The sequence below is a fragment of the Inquilinus limosus genome (assembly GCF_002195995.1).
Taxonomy (GTDB): domain Bacteria; phylum Pseudomonadota; class Alphaproteobacteria; order DSM-16000; family Inquilinaceae; genus Inquilinus; species Inquilinus limosus_C.
The window spans coordinates 64,893-78,502 of the sequence record NZ_NHON01000001.1; the positions used below are offsets into that span (position 1 = coordinate 64,893).

The 13,610-nt window shown below is 70.8% G+C and carries 12 protein-coding genes; 7 read left to right on the top strand and 5 right to left on the bottom strand.

All coding sequences use genetic code 11. The features are described 5' to 3' along the window. A complete protein-coding gene (locus BWR60_RS36775) occupies window positions 1–1,104 on the bottom strand; it encodes an NAD(P)/FAD-dependent oxidoreductase (RefSeq protein WP_179221561.1) in 1,104 nt (367 codons plus the stop codon). A gap of 331 nt (window positions 1,105–1,435) precedes the next feature. Between BWR60_RS36775 and BWR60_RS36780 the strand changes: the two genes are divergently transcribed. Then, entirely contained in the window at window positions 1,436–2,287 is an 852-nt protein-coding gene (locus BWR60_RS36780; protein ID WP_179221562.1) for a GNAT family N-acetyltransferase, read from the top strand. A gap of 2 nt (window positions 2,288–2,289) precedes the next feature. Further along, entirely contained in the window at window positions 2,290–3,225 is a 936-nt protein-coding gene (locus tag BWR60_RS00310) for a 2-hydroxyacid dehydrogenase (protein WP_088149018.1), read from the top strand. Between the two features lie 58 nt (window positions 3,226–3,283). Here the strand turns inward: BWR60_RS00310 and BWR60_RS00315 are convergent, their stop codons facing one another. From BWR60_RS00315 to argE, 4 genes are all read right to left on the bottom strand, one after another. Continuing rightward, window positions 3,284–3,772 carry an Lrp/AsnC family transcriptional regulator gene (locus tag BWR60_RS00315; RefSeq protein WP_275542357.1) on the bottom strand — a complete coding sequence of 163 codons (489 nt, stop codon included), beginning with the start codon at window positions 3,770–3,772 and terminating at the stop codon, window positions 3,284–3,286. Between the two features lie 9 nt (window positions 3,773–3,781). Beyond that, a complete protein-coding gene (locus tag BWR60_RS00320; RefSeq protein ID WP_218823242.1) occupies window positions 3,782–4,456 on the bottom strand; it encodes a GntR family transcriptional regulator in 675 nt (224 codons plus the stop codon). A gap of 74 nt (window positions 4,457–4,530) precedes the next feature. Beyond that, the gene (locus tag BWR60_RS00325) at window positions 4,531–5,808 is read right to left on the bottom strand and encodes an NAD(P)/FAD-dependent oxidoreductase (RefSeq protein ID WP_088149021.1); all 1,278 of its coding nucleotides are present in this window, start codon (window positions 5,806–5,808) and stop codon (window positions 4,531–4,533) included. 104 nt (window positions 5,809–5,912) lie between these two features. Continuing rightward, the gene (gene argE / locus BWR60_RS00330) at window positions 5,913–7,061 is read right to left on the bottom strand and encodes an acetylornithine deacetylase (RefSeq protein ID WP_088149022.1); all 1,149 of its coding nucleotides are present in this window, start codon (window positions 7,059–7,061) and stop codon (window positions 5,913–5,915) included. A 204-nt stretch (window positions 7,062–7,265) separates the two neighbouring features. Between argE and BWR60_RS00335 the strand changes: the two genes are divergently transcribed. The 5 genes from BWR60_RS00335 (at window position 7,266) to BWR60_RS00355 (ending at window position 13,470) form a co-directional block, all read left to right on the top strand. Then, a complete protein-coding gene (locus BWR60_RS00335) occupies window positions 7,266–7,931 on the top strand; it encodes a haloacid dehalogenase type II (protein ID WP_088149023.1) in 666 nt (221 codons plus the stop codon). Between the two features lie 194 nt (window positions 7,932–8,125). Further along, window positions 8,126–9,739: an ABC transporter substrate-binding protein gene (locus BWR60_RS00340; protein ID WP_088149024.1), complete on the top strand. Its 1,614-nt coding sequence runs from the start codon at window positions 8,126–8,128 to the stop codon at window positions 9,737–9,739. 257 nt (window positions 9,740–9,996) lie between these two features. Beyond that, entirely contained in the window at window positions 9,997–10,953 is a 957-nt protein-coding gene (locus tag BWR60_RS00345; RefSeq protein ID WP_088149025.1) for an ABC transporter permease, read from the top strand. After that, window positions 10,950–11,807, top strand: a complete 858-nt coding sequence (locus BWR60_RS00350) for an ABC transporter permease (RefSeq protein WP_088149026.1) — start codon at window positions 10,950–10,952, stop codon at window positions 11,805–11,807. The genes BWR60_RS00345 and BWR60_RS00350 overlap by 4 nt, the downstream gene beginning before the upstream one ends. Before the next feature lies 1 nt (window position 11,808). Beyond that, window positions 11,809–13,470, top strand: coding sequence for an ABC transporter ATP-binding protein (locus tag BWR60_RS00355; RefSeq protein WP_088149027.1), 1,662 nt, complete (start codon window positions 11,809–11,811; stop codon window positions 13,468–13,470). The last annotated feature ends 140 nt before the right edge of the window (window positions 13,471–13,610 follow it).

A 13,610-nucleotide genomic window follows, 5' to 3' on the forward strand; every position in this document is an offset into this window, starting at 1 on the left:
TCAGTACCCCGCGGCCCAGCGGGCAAGATCGGCCGCGCTTTCGGCGCCGTCGAACATGGCGACGATGCGTTCGCCCAGCAGCGGGCCGAACTTGAACATCTGCCCGTCGCAATGGGTGACCACGAGGCCGCGCCCGGCCGTGTCGAGCCGGAAGCGGCGCGACGGGTCGAGGACGTAGTAGCCGACCTGGATCCGGGTCGGGCGGTAGTCGCCGGCGTCGCGCAGATAGGGCCGGAACGGCGCCAGGATCGCCTCGCCCTCGGTGGCGAGGTCGGAGCCGAAGCCGTCGATCTCCGGCCGGGCGCGGCGGCGATGCGGGCCATGGCCGAGCTTGAGGCCGGCGCCGCGGCGGTCCGGCAGGGTGTAGCCGGCATGGTCGCCGAGGGTGACGATGGCCGGTGCATCCCGCCAGGACTGGGCGAAGCGCGCCGGCGGCTCGACATAGCACAGGCCCTGGCGCCAGGTGGTGGCGTCGCCGTAGCGCTCCGGCATCAGCGCCGGCAGCCAGGCGCCGGCGGCGACCACCAGCAGGTCGCCCTCGACCGTGCTGCCGTCGGCCCGGACGGCGACGCCCCGCTCCTGGTCCACCCGGGCGATGCGGCAGCCGCCTTCGACCACCGCCCCGTGCGCCGCCACCCAGCGCGCCAGCTCGGTGACGATGCGGCCGGCGAAGAGCGGCCCGCCGGGCAAGGCGACGACACCCCAGGCGCCCTCGGGCAGCTGGAGATGCGGGCACAGCCGCTCCACCCCTGCTCGGTCCAGCACCTCATGCGGCACGCCGACCTCGCGGAAGGCCTGCAGCGTCTGGGCGGCGTAGTCGCCGGCCTCCAGCGAGATCGCGATCGCGCCGGTGTCCTCGAACTGCTCGCTGCCGATGTCGTCCCACACCCGCGACCACGCCTCGAAGGCGGGCGCCACCATGCGGGTGTAGCCGATGGCCGAGCCGTAGTGATAGCGGATCATCCGGTGCTGGTCGTAGGAGGCGCCGTGCGGGTTCGGCACCTCGCTTTGCTCCAGCAGATGCACCTCGTGCCCGCGCTGCAGCGCCGCCCGCGCCACGGACAGACCGACGATACCGGCACCGATGATGACGACACGAGCCATGGGATGCGCCCTGTTTTCGCTGAGACTGGTTGAGGGGCGATCAGGTGACGAAGCCCACCCCACCTTGTCATGCCCGGGCTTGACCCGGGCATCCAGAAGGTCTCGACACCTCCTGGATTGCCGGGTCGAGCCCGGCAATGACAGAAAGGGGGTGACCCGGTCCTCACCCGACCGCTCCTGCTGCCTCAGGCTAGACCGGCCGGCGCGGCAGATGCTGCCATGGATGCGTGCCGCTTTGGCGCATCCGCATGGCGGGCCGCCGGGTTTTCGGCCGATCGTGCCAGGCCGGGCGACGCAAGCTGAGGCACCGGCCCGACCAGAGAGTGTGGCGATGACCCAGGACCCCCCTCCCCCGACCTTGCGCCCGATGACGGAGCAGGACCTGCCGGCGCTGCATGCCCTGACCGTGGAGGTCGGCTGGGCGCACCGGCCGGAGGATTGGCGCTTCGTCTTCGAGGTCGGCGACGGCGTGGTGGCCTGCGACGGCGCCGGCCGGGTGATCGGTTCGGCCCTGTGGTGGCCGTTCGGTCCGGATTTCGGCACGGTCGGCATGATCATCGTCTCGCCGCGGCTGCAGGCGAAGGGCACCGGGCGGCGGCTGATGCGCTGGCTGTTCGATCGGGCCGGCGACCGCGTGCTGCAGCTGAACGCCACCCCGGCGGGGCTGCGGCTCTACCGCTCCGAAGGGTTCCAGGAGATCGGCCGGATCCACCAGCATCAGGGGCCGGTGCAGCCGGTACCGGCCGTCGCCGCGGCCGGGCGGGTGCGGCCGATCGCGGCCGGGGACTGGCCGCGGATCCATGCCCTCGACACGGGGGCCTATGGCGCGGAGCGGTCAGCGGCGCTGGATGCCCTCGCTGCCCGTTCGGTCGGATATGGCTACGAGGTGGATGCCGAGTTGCAGGGCTTCAGCCTGTGCCGGCCGTTCGGCCGCGGCCATGTCGTCGGCCCGATCGTGGCGCCGGACGAGGCCGCCGCCATCGCCCTGCTGCAGCCGCATCTGCAGGAGCATGCCGGCCGCTTCCTGCGAGTCGACACGCCGGATGACGGCGCCTTCGCCGGCCGCCTTGCGGCCGCGGGCCTGGCGCGGGTCGACACGGTCGCGACCATGCGGCGCGGCGACCGGCCGGAGCGGCCGGGTTCCGCGAGGATCTTCGGGCTGATCAACCAGGCCTTGGGCTGACCATGACCCGGGCGACGCTGCTGTACAAATCCGACCCGGTCCGCGGCGCGGTCTGGGACCGGGTGTTCCGGGAGGAGGCGCCGGACATCGCGCTGGAGGTCTGGTCGGCCGACGCACCGCCGTCCGACGCCGCCTATCTGGTGGCCTGGATTCCGCCCGAGGATCTGGCGCGGTCGGCGCCGAAGCTGGAGGTCCTGTTCGGCCTCGGCGCCGGGGTCGACCATCTGAACCTCAGCAGCCTGCCGCCGGGTGTCCAGTTGGTCCGCATGGTCGATCCGGACCTCACCCGGTCCATGGTCGAATACGTGCTCTACGCCGTGCTGGCGCTGCACCGGGACATCCCGGCCTATCTCGCCGATCAGCGCGAGGGCCGCTGGGCCCCGCGCGCGGTCCGTCGCAGTGCCGATCGCACGGTCGGGGTGATGGGTCTCGGCGTGCTCGGCCGGGCCGCGGCCGAGGCGCTGCGCGACCTCGGCTTCGCCGTGCGCGGCTGGAGCGCGTCGGAAAAGGCGATCCCGGGTGTCGCCTGCTTCGCCGGGCCGCAGGCGCTGCCGGACTTCCTCGGGGCCTGCGAAACCCTGGTCTGCCTGCTGCCGCTGACCGGCACGACCCGCGGTCTCCTGAACGCTGAGCTCTTTGCGGCCCTGCCGGAAGGCGCCGGGCTGGTCAATGTCGGCCGCGGCGGGCATGTGGTCGAGGCCGACCTGCTGGCGGCGCTGGGGAGCGGCCAGGTTTCGGCGGCGATACTCGACGTGCTGGCGACCGAGCCGCCCGCCCCCGACCATCCGCTGCTGCGGCACCCGCGCGTGATGCTGACGCCGCACGTCGCCAGCGCCACCCATCCGGACTCCGCCGCCCGTCAGGTGATCCGCGCCATCCGCCGACACCGGGAGGGGTTGCCGCTGGAGAACACCGTCGACCGCCGGCAGGCGTATTGACGGCCCACTGGCTCCTGCCCCTCCGCCATGACGGTTCAATGTTCGACGGACTGATCCGTCACCCAAACAGGCTCATCAGCGGCTGCTCGGTCTTCCGGATCGGGGTCTTGATCACGATGTAGCTGAAGTATTTCGAGATCCCGACCGGGCGCTCCAGCAACCCCTCCATCACCTCCTGGTAATGCGACAGGCTGCGGGTGACGAACTTCACCAGATAGTCGTACCCGCCGCTGACCAGGTGGCATTCCATCACCTCGTCCAGGCCGCGCATCGCCGCCTCGAAGCGGGTGAAATAGGGCAGAGTCTGGTCTGCCAGCGTGATCTCGGTGAAGACCGTGACGGTCTCGCCCAGCCTGGCCAGGTTGAGATGGGCGCCGTAGCCGGTGATGTAGCCCGCCTGCTCCAGCCGCTTGACCCGCAGCAGGCAGGGGCTGGTGGACAACCCGACCGCATCCGCCAGGTGGACATTGGTCATCCGGCCCTGACGCTGCAGCTGCACCAGGATCCGCATGTCGATCTGATCGAGCCTGTTGCCTGATGGATGCACGACCTGCTCCTACTCGGCGGCGACGTCGGTCTTGCCCTGCCGCAGGGCGTTGGCCTTGTGCAGCGTCCGCACCGGGTCGCCGAAATGACGGTCCAGCTCCCTCAGCGCCGCCTCGACATCGTCGCCGCCGACCAGATCGGCCAGCAGCTGATGCTCCTCGATCAGCGCCTTGTTGGTGCGATAGCCGCCCATCAGCTTGTGCAGGCACAGCATGGTCTCGGCCTGCAGCGTGGCGAAGCCGCGGGACAGGCGGTGGCTGCCGGCCGCGTCGACCATCTCGCGGTGGAACTCCAGGTCCAGCTCGGCGGTGCGCGGCCAGTCCTCACGCCGGACCGCGGCCTCCATCTGCCGGGCGATCGCCTTCAGCTTCTTCGCCAGGACGGCGCGGCCGGGCAGGCCCATCACCCGCCGCATCGCGATCAACTCGAGCGACTTGCGGACGAAGTAGATGTCCTGCAGATCCTCGTCGCTCAACTCCGGCACGAACACGCCGTAATGCGGTTCGCTGCGCAGCAGCCCTTCCTGGATCAGCCGCTGCAACGCTTCGCGCACCGGCCCGCGGCTGACGCCGAAGCTGGCCGCCAGCTCCATCTCATTGAGCTGGGAGCCGAGCGGGAAGGTGCCGTCGAGGATCGAGGCGCGGATCTGCTCGCTGATCTGGCCGGAGAGGGTGGTGCGTTTCAACTGCTTCACCTTCCCCCCGCCGTCATTCGCCCGTGCCATGCGCTCGCCCCTTCCGCGTTCGTCGCTCCCGCCGCTCAATTCAGGACATCCCTCAGCCGATAGTAGGCGCCTACCAGGGGCAGGAACCAGGGGGGGCCGAAATGGCCAGGGACAGCCGGCCAGTCGAGGTCGCGGAAGACGTTCACCTCCGGCCGGCCGCTCATCACCTCGGCCATCACCGCGCCCATATGCGTGGACATCTGGGTGCCATGGCCGCTGTAGCCCATCGAGTAGTAGAGGCCGTCATGCACGCCGGCCCGGGGCAGCCGGTCGGCGGTCATGTCGACGATCCCGCCCCAGCAATAGTCGATGCGCACGTCGCCGAGCTGCGGGAAGACCGCGCGCAGCGTCCGCTGCAGCACGCGGCCGCTCTTGGCGTCGGACAGCGGGCTGGACACGGCGAAGCGCGCCCGGCCGCCGAACAGCAGCCGGTTGTCGCCGAGGATGCGGAAATAGGTGCCGACATTCTTCGAATCCGTCGCCATCCGGCGGGTCGGCATCAGCTCGTCCACCACCGCCTGCGGCAGCTTCTCGGTGACGATGACGAAGCTGCCGATCGGGATGACGCGGCGCCGGAACCAGGCGAAGGGGCCGGCGCGCGACGGGCCGGTCGCCAGCAGCACCTGCGACGCCGTCAGCCGGCCGCGGGCGGTCACCACCTCATGGGCGTGGCCATTGCGCCGCTCCAGCGCCGACACCGGCGCGTCCTCGAAGATCGTCGCACCCCGCGCCACCGCCGCCTCGGCCAGGCCCTTGGAGAACCGGCCCATATGCATGCCCGCGCTCTTCCGGTAGACGAGCCCGCCATGGAACCGGTCGGAGCCGATCTCGGCCCGCAGGTCGCCCGCGGCGACCAGCGCGGTGTCGGCGTCGACCTCGCGCGCCAACACCTCCTGCGCCCGCTTGAGCTTGTCGAAATGCTCCGGCTTGGCGGCCAGCTTGATCTTGCCGGTGCGGCGGAAATCGCAGTCGATCCCCTCCTCCCGCACCAGCCGCTCGACCGTGTCCACCGCGGCGTCATAGGCGCGGTACAGCAGCCGGGCGCGGTCCAAGCCGTGCCGGGCCGCGACGCCCTGGAAATCGACCGCGAGGCCGTTGTTGCACTGGCCGCCGTTGCGGCCGGAGGCGCCGGCGCCGACCCGCCCGGCCTCCAGCACCGCCACCCGGGCGCCGCGCTTCGCCAACGCCAGCGCCGCCGACAGGCCGGTGAAGCCGGCGCCGATCACGGCGACATCCACCTTGCCCTCGACCGGGCCGGCGGCGGCGCCCTGGAACGGCGTCACGGAATCCATCCAATAGGAAGCCAGCTTCATGATCGATCCTGGATCGCGCGCCCCGCCTGATCGAACGCCCGGTCAGCGCCCGTCGCGGCGGCGACCCACTAGCTTGATCACGTCATTCGTAGGATTGTCAACAATCATAACGAGAGATGGGACAGCAGTCGTCCCAGCATGGCGACGCCCGAGGCCAGCTCGGCCCGGGTGATGAACTCGTCCGGCTTGTGCGCCCGGTCGATGTCGCCCGGGCCGCAGACGATCGTCGGCACGCCGGCCTGCTGATACAGGCCGGCCTCGGTGCCGAAGCTGACCGCGGCCTGGCGCTTCTGCTGCGCGATCGCCTCGGCCAGCGCCGCGAGCGGCTGGTCGTCGGCGAGATCGAGCGCCGGGTAGAGGCTGAGGGTCTCGCTGTCGACCGCGACCGACCGCCCTTCGGCCTGCAGCGCCGCCACCCGGTCCTCGGCGAATCGCGCGATCGGCCGCCACAGCCCGGCCGGGTCGGTGCCCGGGATGGCGCGGGCCTCGAGGTCGAACACGCATTCGGCCGGCACGATGTTGACGCCGGTGCCGCCGGACACCACGCCGACCTGCAGGGTCGAGACCGGCGGCGCGAAGCGGTCGTCGAACGGGCCTTCGGCTTCGATCCGCCGGGCCTCGTCCCGCACCTTCAGCATCAGTTCCGCCGCGAGGTGGATGGCGTTGTCCGCCAGGTCGGGGCGGGAGGAATGGCCGGCGCGGCCGCGCACGCGGACCCGCTGGGCGACCTTGCCCTTGTGCCGCAGCACGGGCCGAAGCCCGGTCGGCTCGCCGACGATGCAGCCGGAGGGCGGGGCGCAGAGCTGCGGCAGCCGCTCGATCAGGTGGCGCACGCCGACGCAGCCGACCTCCTCGTCATAGGACAGCGCGATGTGCACTGGCCGCGCCAGCCGGGCCGCGACCAGGGCCGGCACCGAAGCCAGGATGCAGGCGACGAAGCCCTTCATGTCGACCGCGCCGCGCCCGAACAGCCGATCGCCGTCGCGACGCAGGGCGAAGGGATCGCCGGTCCAGCCCTCCGGCGCCGCCGGCACCACGTCGAGATGGGCCGAGAGGACGATGCCGGGCACATCCGCCGGGCCGATGGTGGCAAACAGGTTGGCGCGGTCGCCCTCCGGCCCCGGCAGCACCACGGCGGGCACGCCGTGTTCGGCGAGATACGAACGGACATAGTCGATGATGGCCCCGTTCGGGGTGCGGCAGACGGATGGGATCCCCACCAGATCCGCCAAAAGCTCCTCGACCGACTTCATTCCGTGCCTCCTGTGCTTGTACCGGCATCCTGCCCCGCCGCGCCCTGGCGGTCGCGCCGAAGGAGCACGGCGGTTCGGCATGTCATGCCATCGGGCCGGCCGCAAACGGCACGATCGCCCGGCGATGCGGCGCGGGAGGGGGCTGGCCGTGCGGTCCGCCGCTTCTAGGATGGCCCGATCGCAGATCCGATGAGAGCGACCGACATGGCCCTGAGACCGAAATACGTCACCTTCGACTGCTACGGCACCCTGATCTATTTCGAGATGGCGCCGGCCGCCCGCCGGATCTATGCCGACCGGGTCGACGCGGCGCGGCTGGACGCCTTCTGCGCCGATTTCTCGGCCTACCGCCTGGACGAGGTGCTCGGCGCCTGGAAGCCGTATTTCGAGGTCGTGCGCAACGCGCTGGAACGGACCTGCCGGCTGTGGCGGGTGCCGTTCCGGGAGGAGGATGCGCAGGCGATCTACGACGCCATCCCGAGCTGGGGCCCGCATCCGGACGTGCCGGAGGCGCTGGCCAGGGTCGCCACCCGCATCCCGCTGGTGATCCTGTCCAATTCGATGACCGACCTGATCCCGCACAGCGTGGCCAAGCTGGGCGCCCCGTTCCACGCCGCCTACACGGCGCAGGAGGCGCAGGCCTACAAGCCGCGGATGCGCGCCTTCGAATACATGTTCGACCAGCTCGGCTGCGGGCCGGAGGATGTGCTGCACTGCTCCTCCAGCTTCCGCTACGACCTGATGACCGCGCATGACCTGCGGATCACCAACAAGGTGTTCGTCAACCGCGGGCACGAACCGCCCAACCCCTATTACGGCTATCACGAGATCCAGGACATCCGCGGCCTGCCCGGGCTGCTCGGGCTGTAGCTGCGGCCGAAGGCAGCGTCGTCTTCATTAAGATTGTTGACAATCCTACGACGACCGCCATCATATCCCGAACAGCGACAAGGCGGCGGCCCGAGCGGCCGCCCCCGGCGACGCGGAACACCGTGCGCCGCAACGGCCAGCCAAAAATCAGGGAGCTCGGGATCCTCGATCCCGCACAACAGAGGGACGGCGGCATGACGAAGATCAGCGATTTCGAAGCGATGCGCCCCGCCGAGCGCCGGCGGATCCTCGACGCGCTGCGCGGCGGCGCCACGCGGCGCGAGGTGCTGGGCATGCTGGGGATGGCCGGCATGGGCCTGGCCGCCGGCGGGTCGGTGTTCGCCCAGGCATCACGGGCGCTGGCCGACACGCCGAAGCGCGGCGGCAGCATCCGCGTCGCCGGCTACACCAGCTCGACCGCCGACACGCTCGACCCGGCCAAGCAGACGGCATCGACCGACTATGTCCGCTGCAACCTGTTCTACAACAAGCTGACCCGGATCGACGAAGCCGGCGAGCCGCAGCCGGAGCTGGCCGAGGCGATCGACAACGACAAGGCCACCGTCTGGACCATCAGGCTGCGCAAGGGCGTCACCTTCCACGACGGCAAGGCCCTCACGGCCGAGGACGTGGTCTATTCGCTGAAGCGCCATCTCGACCCGGAGGTCGGCAGCAAGGCCAAGGCCCTGGCCTCGGCGATGGAGGAGATCAGCGCGACCGGCCCGGACGAGGTCCGCATCAGGCTGTCGGGCCCGAATGCCGACTTCCCGGTGATCCTGGGCACGGCCCATTTCCACATCGTCAAGGACGGCACCAGGGATTTCGCCACCGCGGTCGGCACCGGCCCGTTCAAGTGCCAGGAGTTCACGCCGGGCGTCCGCTCGGTCGCCATCCGCAACGACGGCTACTGGCGCGACGGCCCGTATCTCGACCAGATCGAGTTCTTCGGCCTGGCCGATGAGAGCGCCCGGGTCAACGCCCTCTTGTCCGGCGACGTGCAGCTGGCCTCGACCATCAATCCGCGATCGGTCAAGCAGTTGCAGGACACCGGCGCCTTCGGCGTGCTGGACACCCGTGCCGGCAACTACACCAACCTGATCATGCGGCTGGACGCGGTGCCGGGCAGCAGCCCAGATTTCGTCCTGGGCATGAAGAGCCTGATCAACCGGGAGCAGATCAAGTCGGCGATCTATCGCGGCTATGCCGAGGTCGCCAACGACCATCCGATCCCGTCCTCGAATCGGTTCTACGCCAAGGACATCCCGCAGCGCCCCTTCGACCCGGACCAGGCCAAGTTCCACTTCCAGAAGGCCGGCGTGCTGGGCTCGACCATCCCGGTCGTCGCCTCGCCCGCCGCCGACAACTCGGTGGAGATGGCGGTGCTGCTGCAGCAGGAGGCGCAGAAGATCGGGCTGACGCTGGACGTGCAGCGGGTGCCGTCGGACGGCTTCTGGTCGAACTACTGGATGAAGTCGCCGGTCGGCTTCGGCAACATCAACCCGCGGCCGACCGCCGACCTGCTGCTGACGCTGTTCTACAAGTCGGACGCGGCCTGGAACGAATCCGGCTGGAAGGACGCGAAGTTCGACCAGCTGCTGGTCGCCGCCCGCGCCGAGACCGACGAGGACAAGCGCCGGCAGATGTATCACGACCTGCAGGTGATGGTGCGCGACGGGTCCGGCGTGGCGATCCCGACCTTCATCAGCAACCTCGACGCCTACACCAGCAGCCTGAAGGGGCTGAAGCCGATGCCGACCGGCGCCCTGATGGGCTACGGCTTCGGCGAGTATGTCTGGCTGGACAGCTAGCGCCGGACGATGAAGGACGGATCCCTGGGGCACAGGTGGAAGCTCAACGAGTCCCCCCTCCCCTCGCGGGAGGGGGGCAGGGGGAGGGGGTTTTCTCCGCTCAATCCGGCCCGGATCCTGGCAGATCGGTCCGACCGTCGGGGTATGCCCTGCGCCCATTCGCGCGCGGACGCGCGCAGACCCCTCCCCCTACCCCCCTCCCGCAAGGGGAGGGGGGACAAAGAGGATCAGTCGCTCCCGAGTCCGGGGGCCTGGCGATGAACGGCCAGATCGCGAAGCTGATCGGGGGGCGGCTGGTCGTCGCGGCGCTGACCCTGGTCTTCGTCGCCGTGGTGGTGTTCGTCGCCACCCAGCTGCTGCCGGGCGACGTGGCGCAGGCGATCCTGGGCCAGAGCGCGACGCCGGAGGCGGTGGCCGGGCTGCGCACCGCGCTGGGCCTCGACCAGCCGGCGGCGCAGCGCTTCCTGGCCTGGCTCGGCGGGATGCTGACCGGCGACCCGGGCGTGTCGCTGGTCAGCCGCCAGCCGATCGGCCCGCTGATCGGCACCCGCCTGGCCAGCTCGCTGCTGCTGGCCGCCATCGTCGCGGCCGTGGCGGTGCCGCTGGCGCTCGCCATCGGCATCACCTCCGCCGTCTGGCGCGGCTCGCTCTACGACCGGGCGGTGGCCACCGCCACCATCTCCGTCGTGGCGGTGCCGGAGTTCCTGGTCGCCACCCTGGCGGTGCTGGTCTTCGCGGTGCATCTACACTGGCTGCCGGCGCTGTCCTTCATCCCGGCCAACGCCTCGCCGCTGCAGGTCCTGCGCGCCGTGGCCATGCCGGTGCTGAGCCTGACCTTCGTGGTGGTGGCGCAGATGGCGCGCATGACCCGGGCGGCGGTGATCGAGACGCTGCGGTCGCCCTATGTCGAGATGGCGGCGCTGAAGGGCGCCAGCCCGGCGCGCATCGTGCTGCGCCACGCCTTGCCGAATGCTGTCGGCGCCATCGCCAACGCCGTGGCGCTGAGCCTGTCCTACCTGCTGGGCGGCGTGATCATCGTCGAGACCATCTTCAACTATCCGGGCATCGCCAAGCTGATGGTCGACAGCGTCGCCATGCGCGACATGCCGGTGGTGCAATCCTGCGCCATGGTGTTCTGCGCGGTCTATCTGCTGCTGGTCACCGCGGCCGACATCGCGGCGATCCTGTCCAACCCGAAGCTGCGCCACCGATGACCCAGCCCGCTTTCGAGGATATCGAGCTGCCCCGGCGCAAGCCGCGACGGCTGCGCCCGTCCGCAGCCGGCGTGATCGGCGCCGCGATCGTGCTGACGGCGATCGCCGTCGCGGCCTTCGGCTGGGCCTTCGCCCCCTATGACGCCGGGGCGGTGATCGACTACGAGGTGTTTAGGCCGGTCAGCGCCGCCTTCCCGCTGGGCACCGACTATCTCGGCCGCGACATGCTGAGCCGGGTCCTGCTCGGCGCCCGCTACACGGTCGGCATCGCCGGCCTCGCCACCCTGCTGGCCTGCGGCGCCGGCGTCTGCCTGGGCCTGTTCGCCGCCGCGGTCGGCGGCTGGCCCGATGCCATCCTCAGCCGGACGCTCGACGCCCTGACCTCGATCCCGAGCAAGATGCTGGCGCTGGTGCTGGTGGCCGGCCTCGGCTCCTCCACCCCGATCCTGGTGCTGACGCTGGCCTTCATCTATCTGCCGGGCTGCTTCCGCATCACCCGGGCGCTCGGGGTCAACATCGCGGCGGAGGATTTCGTCCTGGCCGCCCGCGCCCGCGGCGAGCGCACGGGATACGTGATGCTGCAGGAGGTGCTGCCGAACATGGTCGGGCCGATCCTGGCGGATTTCGGCCTGCGCTTCGTCTTCGTCGTGCTGCTGCTGAGCAGCCTGAGCTTCCTCGGCCTCGGCGTGCAGCCGCCGAATGCCGATTGGGGGTCGCTGGTGCGCGAGAACATCTCCGGGCTGAGCGAAGGGGCGCCGGCCGTGATCATGCCGGCGATCGCCATCGCCGTGCTGACCATCGGCGTCAACCTGCTGATCGACAGCCTGCCCGGCCGCCGCCGCGAGGGGCATTGAGATGAGCGCGACCGTCCAGGTCTCCGGCCTCCGCGTCACCGCCCGCACCGAGGAGGGCGGCAAGGCCGTGATCGTCGACGATGTCGGCTTCACCATCCGCCAGGGCGAGGTGCTGGCGCTGATCGGCGAATCCGGCTCGGGCAAGACCACGATCGCGCTGGCGACGATGGGCTATTGCCGCGGCGGGTGCCGCATCGCCGGCGGCTCGGTCAATGTCTTCGGCCGCGAGATCCTGGCGCTCGACCGCAAGACCCTGCGCGGCCTGCGCGGCCGGCAGATCGCCTATATCGCCCAGAGCGCCGCGGCCGCCTTCAACCCGTCGCGCAGCATCATGGCGCAGGTGATCGAGAGCGCGCTGATCCACGGCACCATGACCGCCGATGCCGCGCGCACCAAGGCGCGCCAGCTGTTCCGTGAGCTGGCCCTGCCCGACCCCGACCGGATCGGCGACCGCTACCCGCACCAGGTCTCCGGCGGCCAGTTGCAGCGGCTGATGGCGGCGATGGCGCTGATCAACGACCCCGAGCTGGTGATCTTCGACGAGCCGACCACGGCGCTGGACGTCACCACCCAGATCGAGGTGCTGCGCGCCTTCAAGGCGGTGGTGCGGACCCGCGGGACGACCGGCATCTACGTCTCGCACGACCTCGCCGTGGTGGCCCAGATCGCCGACCGGATCGCGGTGCTGCGCCACGGCCGGCTGCAGGAGACGGGCCCGACCGAGCGCCTGGTGACCGCGCCGGAGGACGGCTACACCCGCCAGCTGATCGCCGCCGCCACCCCGGCGCTGCGGACCATCGTCGAGACGACGGCGGCGGCCGGGGCCGCGCCCCTGCTGCGGGTCGAGGAGCTGCTGGCCGGCTTCGGCGCGCTGCGGCCCGGCACTGTGCCGCCGGTGATCGCGCTGCAGGACATCGACCTGTCGATCCGGCGCGGCCGCACGCTCGGCGTGATCGGCGAATCCGGCAGCGGCAAGAGCACGCTGGCGCGGGTGATCGCCGGGCTGCTGCCGGCGGCGCGCGGCCGCATCCTGCTGGACGGCAAGGCCCTGCCGGCCACGATCCAGGGCCGCAGCCGCGGCCAGCTGCGCCGCATCCAGATCGTGTTCCAGAACGCCGACACCGCGCTGAACCCGGCCCGCAGCGTCGAGCAGATCATCGCCCGCCCACTGGCCTTCTACCATGGCCAGGGCGACCGCCAGCGCCGGCAGCGGCTGCACCGCCTGCTCGACCTGGTGCGGCTGCCCACGGCGGTGGCCGACAGGCTGCCGGGCGAGCTGTCGGGCGGGCAGAAGCAGCGCGTCAACCTGGCCCGGGCGCTGGCCGCCGACCCAGAGCTGATCCTGTGCGACGAGGTCACCTCCGCCCTCGACACCGTGGTCGGGGAAGCGGTGCTGGACCTGCTGACCGAGCTGCAGCGCGAGCTCGGCGTGGCACTCATGTTCATCAGCCACGACCTCGGCGTGGTCCGGTCGATCAGCCACGAGGTGCTGGTGCTGCGCCACGGCCGGACCGTCGAGGCAGGGCCGACCGAGCAGGTGTTGCGCGCGCCGCAGGCGGGCTATACGAGGCTTCTGCTCGCCTCCGTGCCGGAACTGCGTGCCGGCTGGCTGGAGGACATGACGCAAGGGGCTCGAACCGCCGAGCAGGCCGCCGCGGTCTGAGTTCGAACAGGCGATCGTCCCAAATTCTGTTCCAGAACTTCGATCTGTGCTGCCACGATCTGGCCCACCGCTCTGCCCGCTTCTCGGCAAAGGGCATGGCCGCCGCCCCCGAGGGCTCCCCGCACCTGATCGGATGCGGG

What these genes read in the sequence shown, in the direction of transcription:
- BWR60_RS36775 (WP_179221561.1), bottom strand. Translation starts at nt 1,104, where the DNA reads ATGGCTCGTGTCGTCATCATCGGTGCCGGTATCGTCGGTCTGTCCGTG.
- BWR60_RS36780 (WP_179221562.1), top strand. Translation starts at nt 1,436, where the DNA reads ATGACCCAGGACCCCCCTCCCCCGACCTTGCGCCCGATGACGGAGCAG.
- BWR60_RS00310 (WP_088149018.1), top strand. Translation starts at nt 2,290, where the DNA reads ATGACCCGGGCGACGCTGCTGTACAAATCCGACCCGGTCCGCGGCGCG.
- BWR60_RS00325 (WP_088149021.1), bottom strand. Translation starts at nt 5,808, where the DNA reads ATGAAGCTGGCTTCCTATTGGATGGATTCCGTGACGCCGTTCCAGGGC.
- argE (WP_088149022.1), bottom strand. Translation starts at nt 7,061, where the DNA reads ATGAAGTCGGTCGAGGAGCTTTTGGCGGATCTGGTGGGGATCCCATCC.
- BWR60_RS00335 (WP_088149023.1), top strand. Translation starts at nt 7,266, where the DNA reads ATGGCCCTGAGACCGAAATACGTCACCTTCGACTGCTACGGCACCCTG.
- BWR60_RS00340 (WP_088149024.1), top strand. Translation starts at nt 8,126, where the DNA reads ATGACGAAGATCAGCGATTTCGAAGCGATGCGCCCCGCCGAGCGCCGG.
- BWR60_RS00345 (WP_088149025.1), top strand. Translation starts at nt 9,997, where the DNA reads ATGAACGGCCAGATCGCGAAGCTGATCGGGGGGCGGCTGGTCGTCGCG.
- BWR60_RS00350 (WP_088149026.1), top strand. Translation starts at nt 10,950, where the DNA reads ATGACCCAGCCCGCTTTCGAGGATATCGAGCTGCCCCGGCGCAAGCCG.
- BWR60_RS00355 (WP_088149027.1), top strand. Translation starts at nt 11,809, where the DNA reads ATGAGCGCGACCGTCCAGGTCTCCGGCCTCCGCGTCACCGCCCGCACC.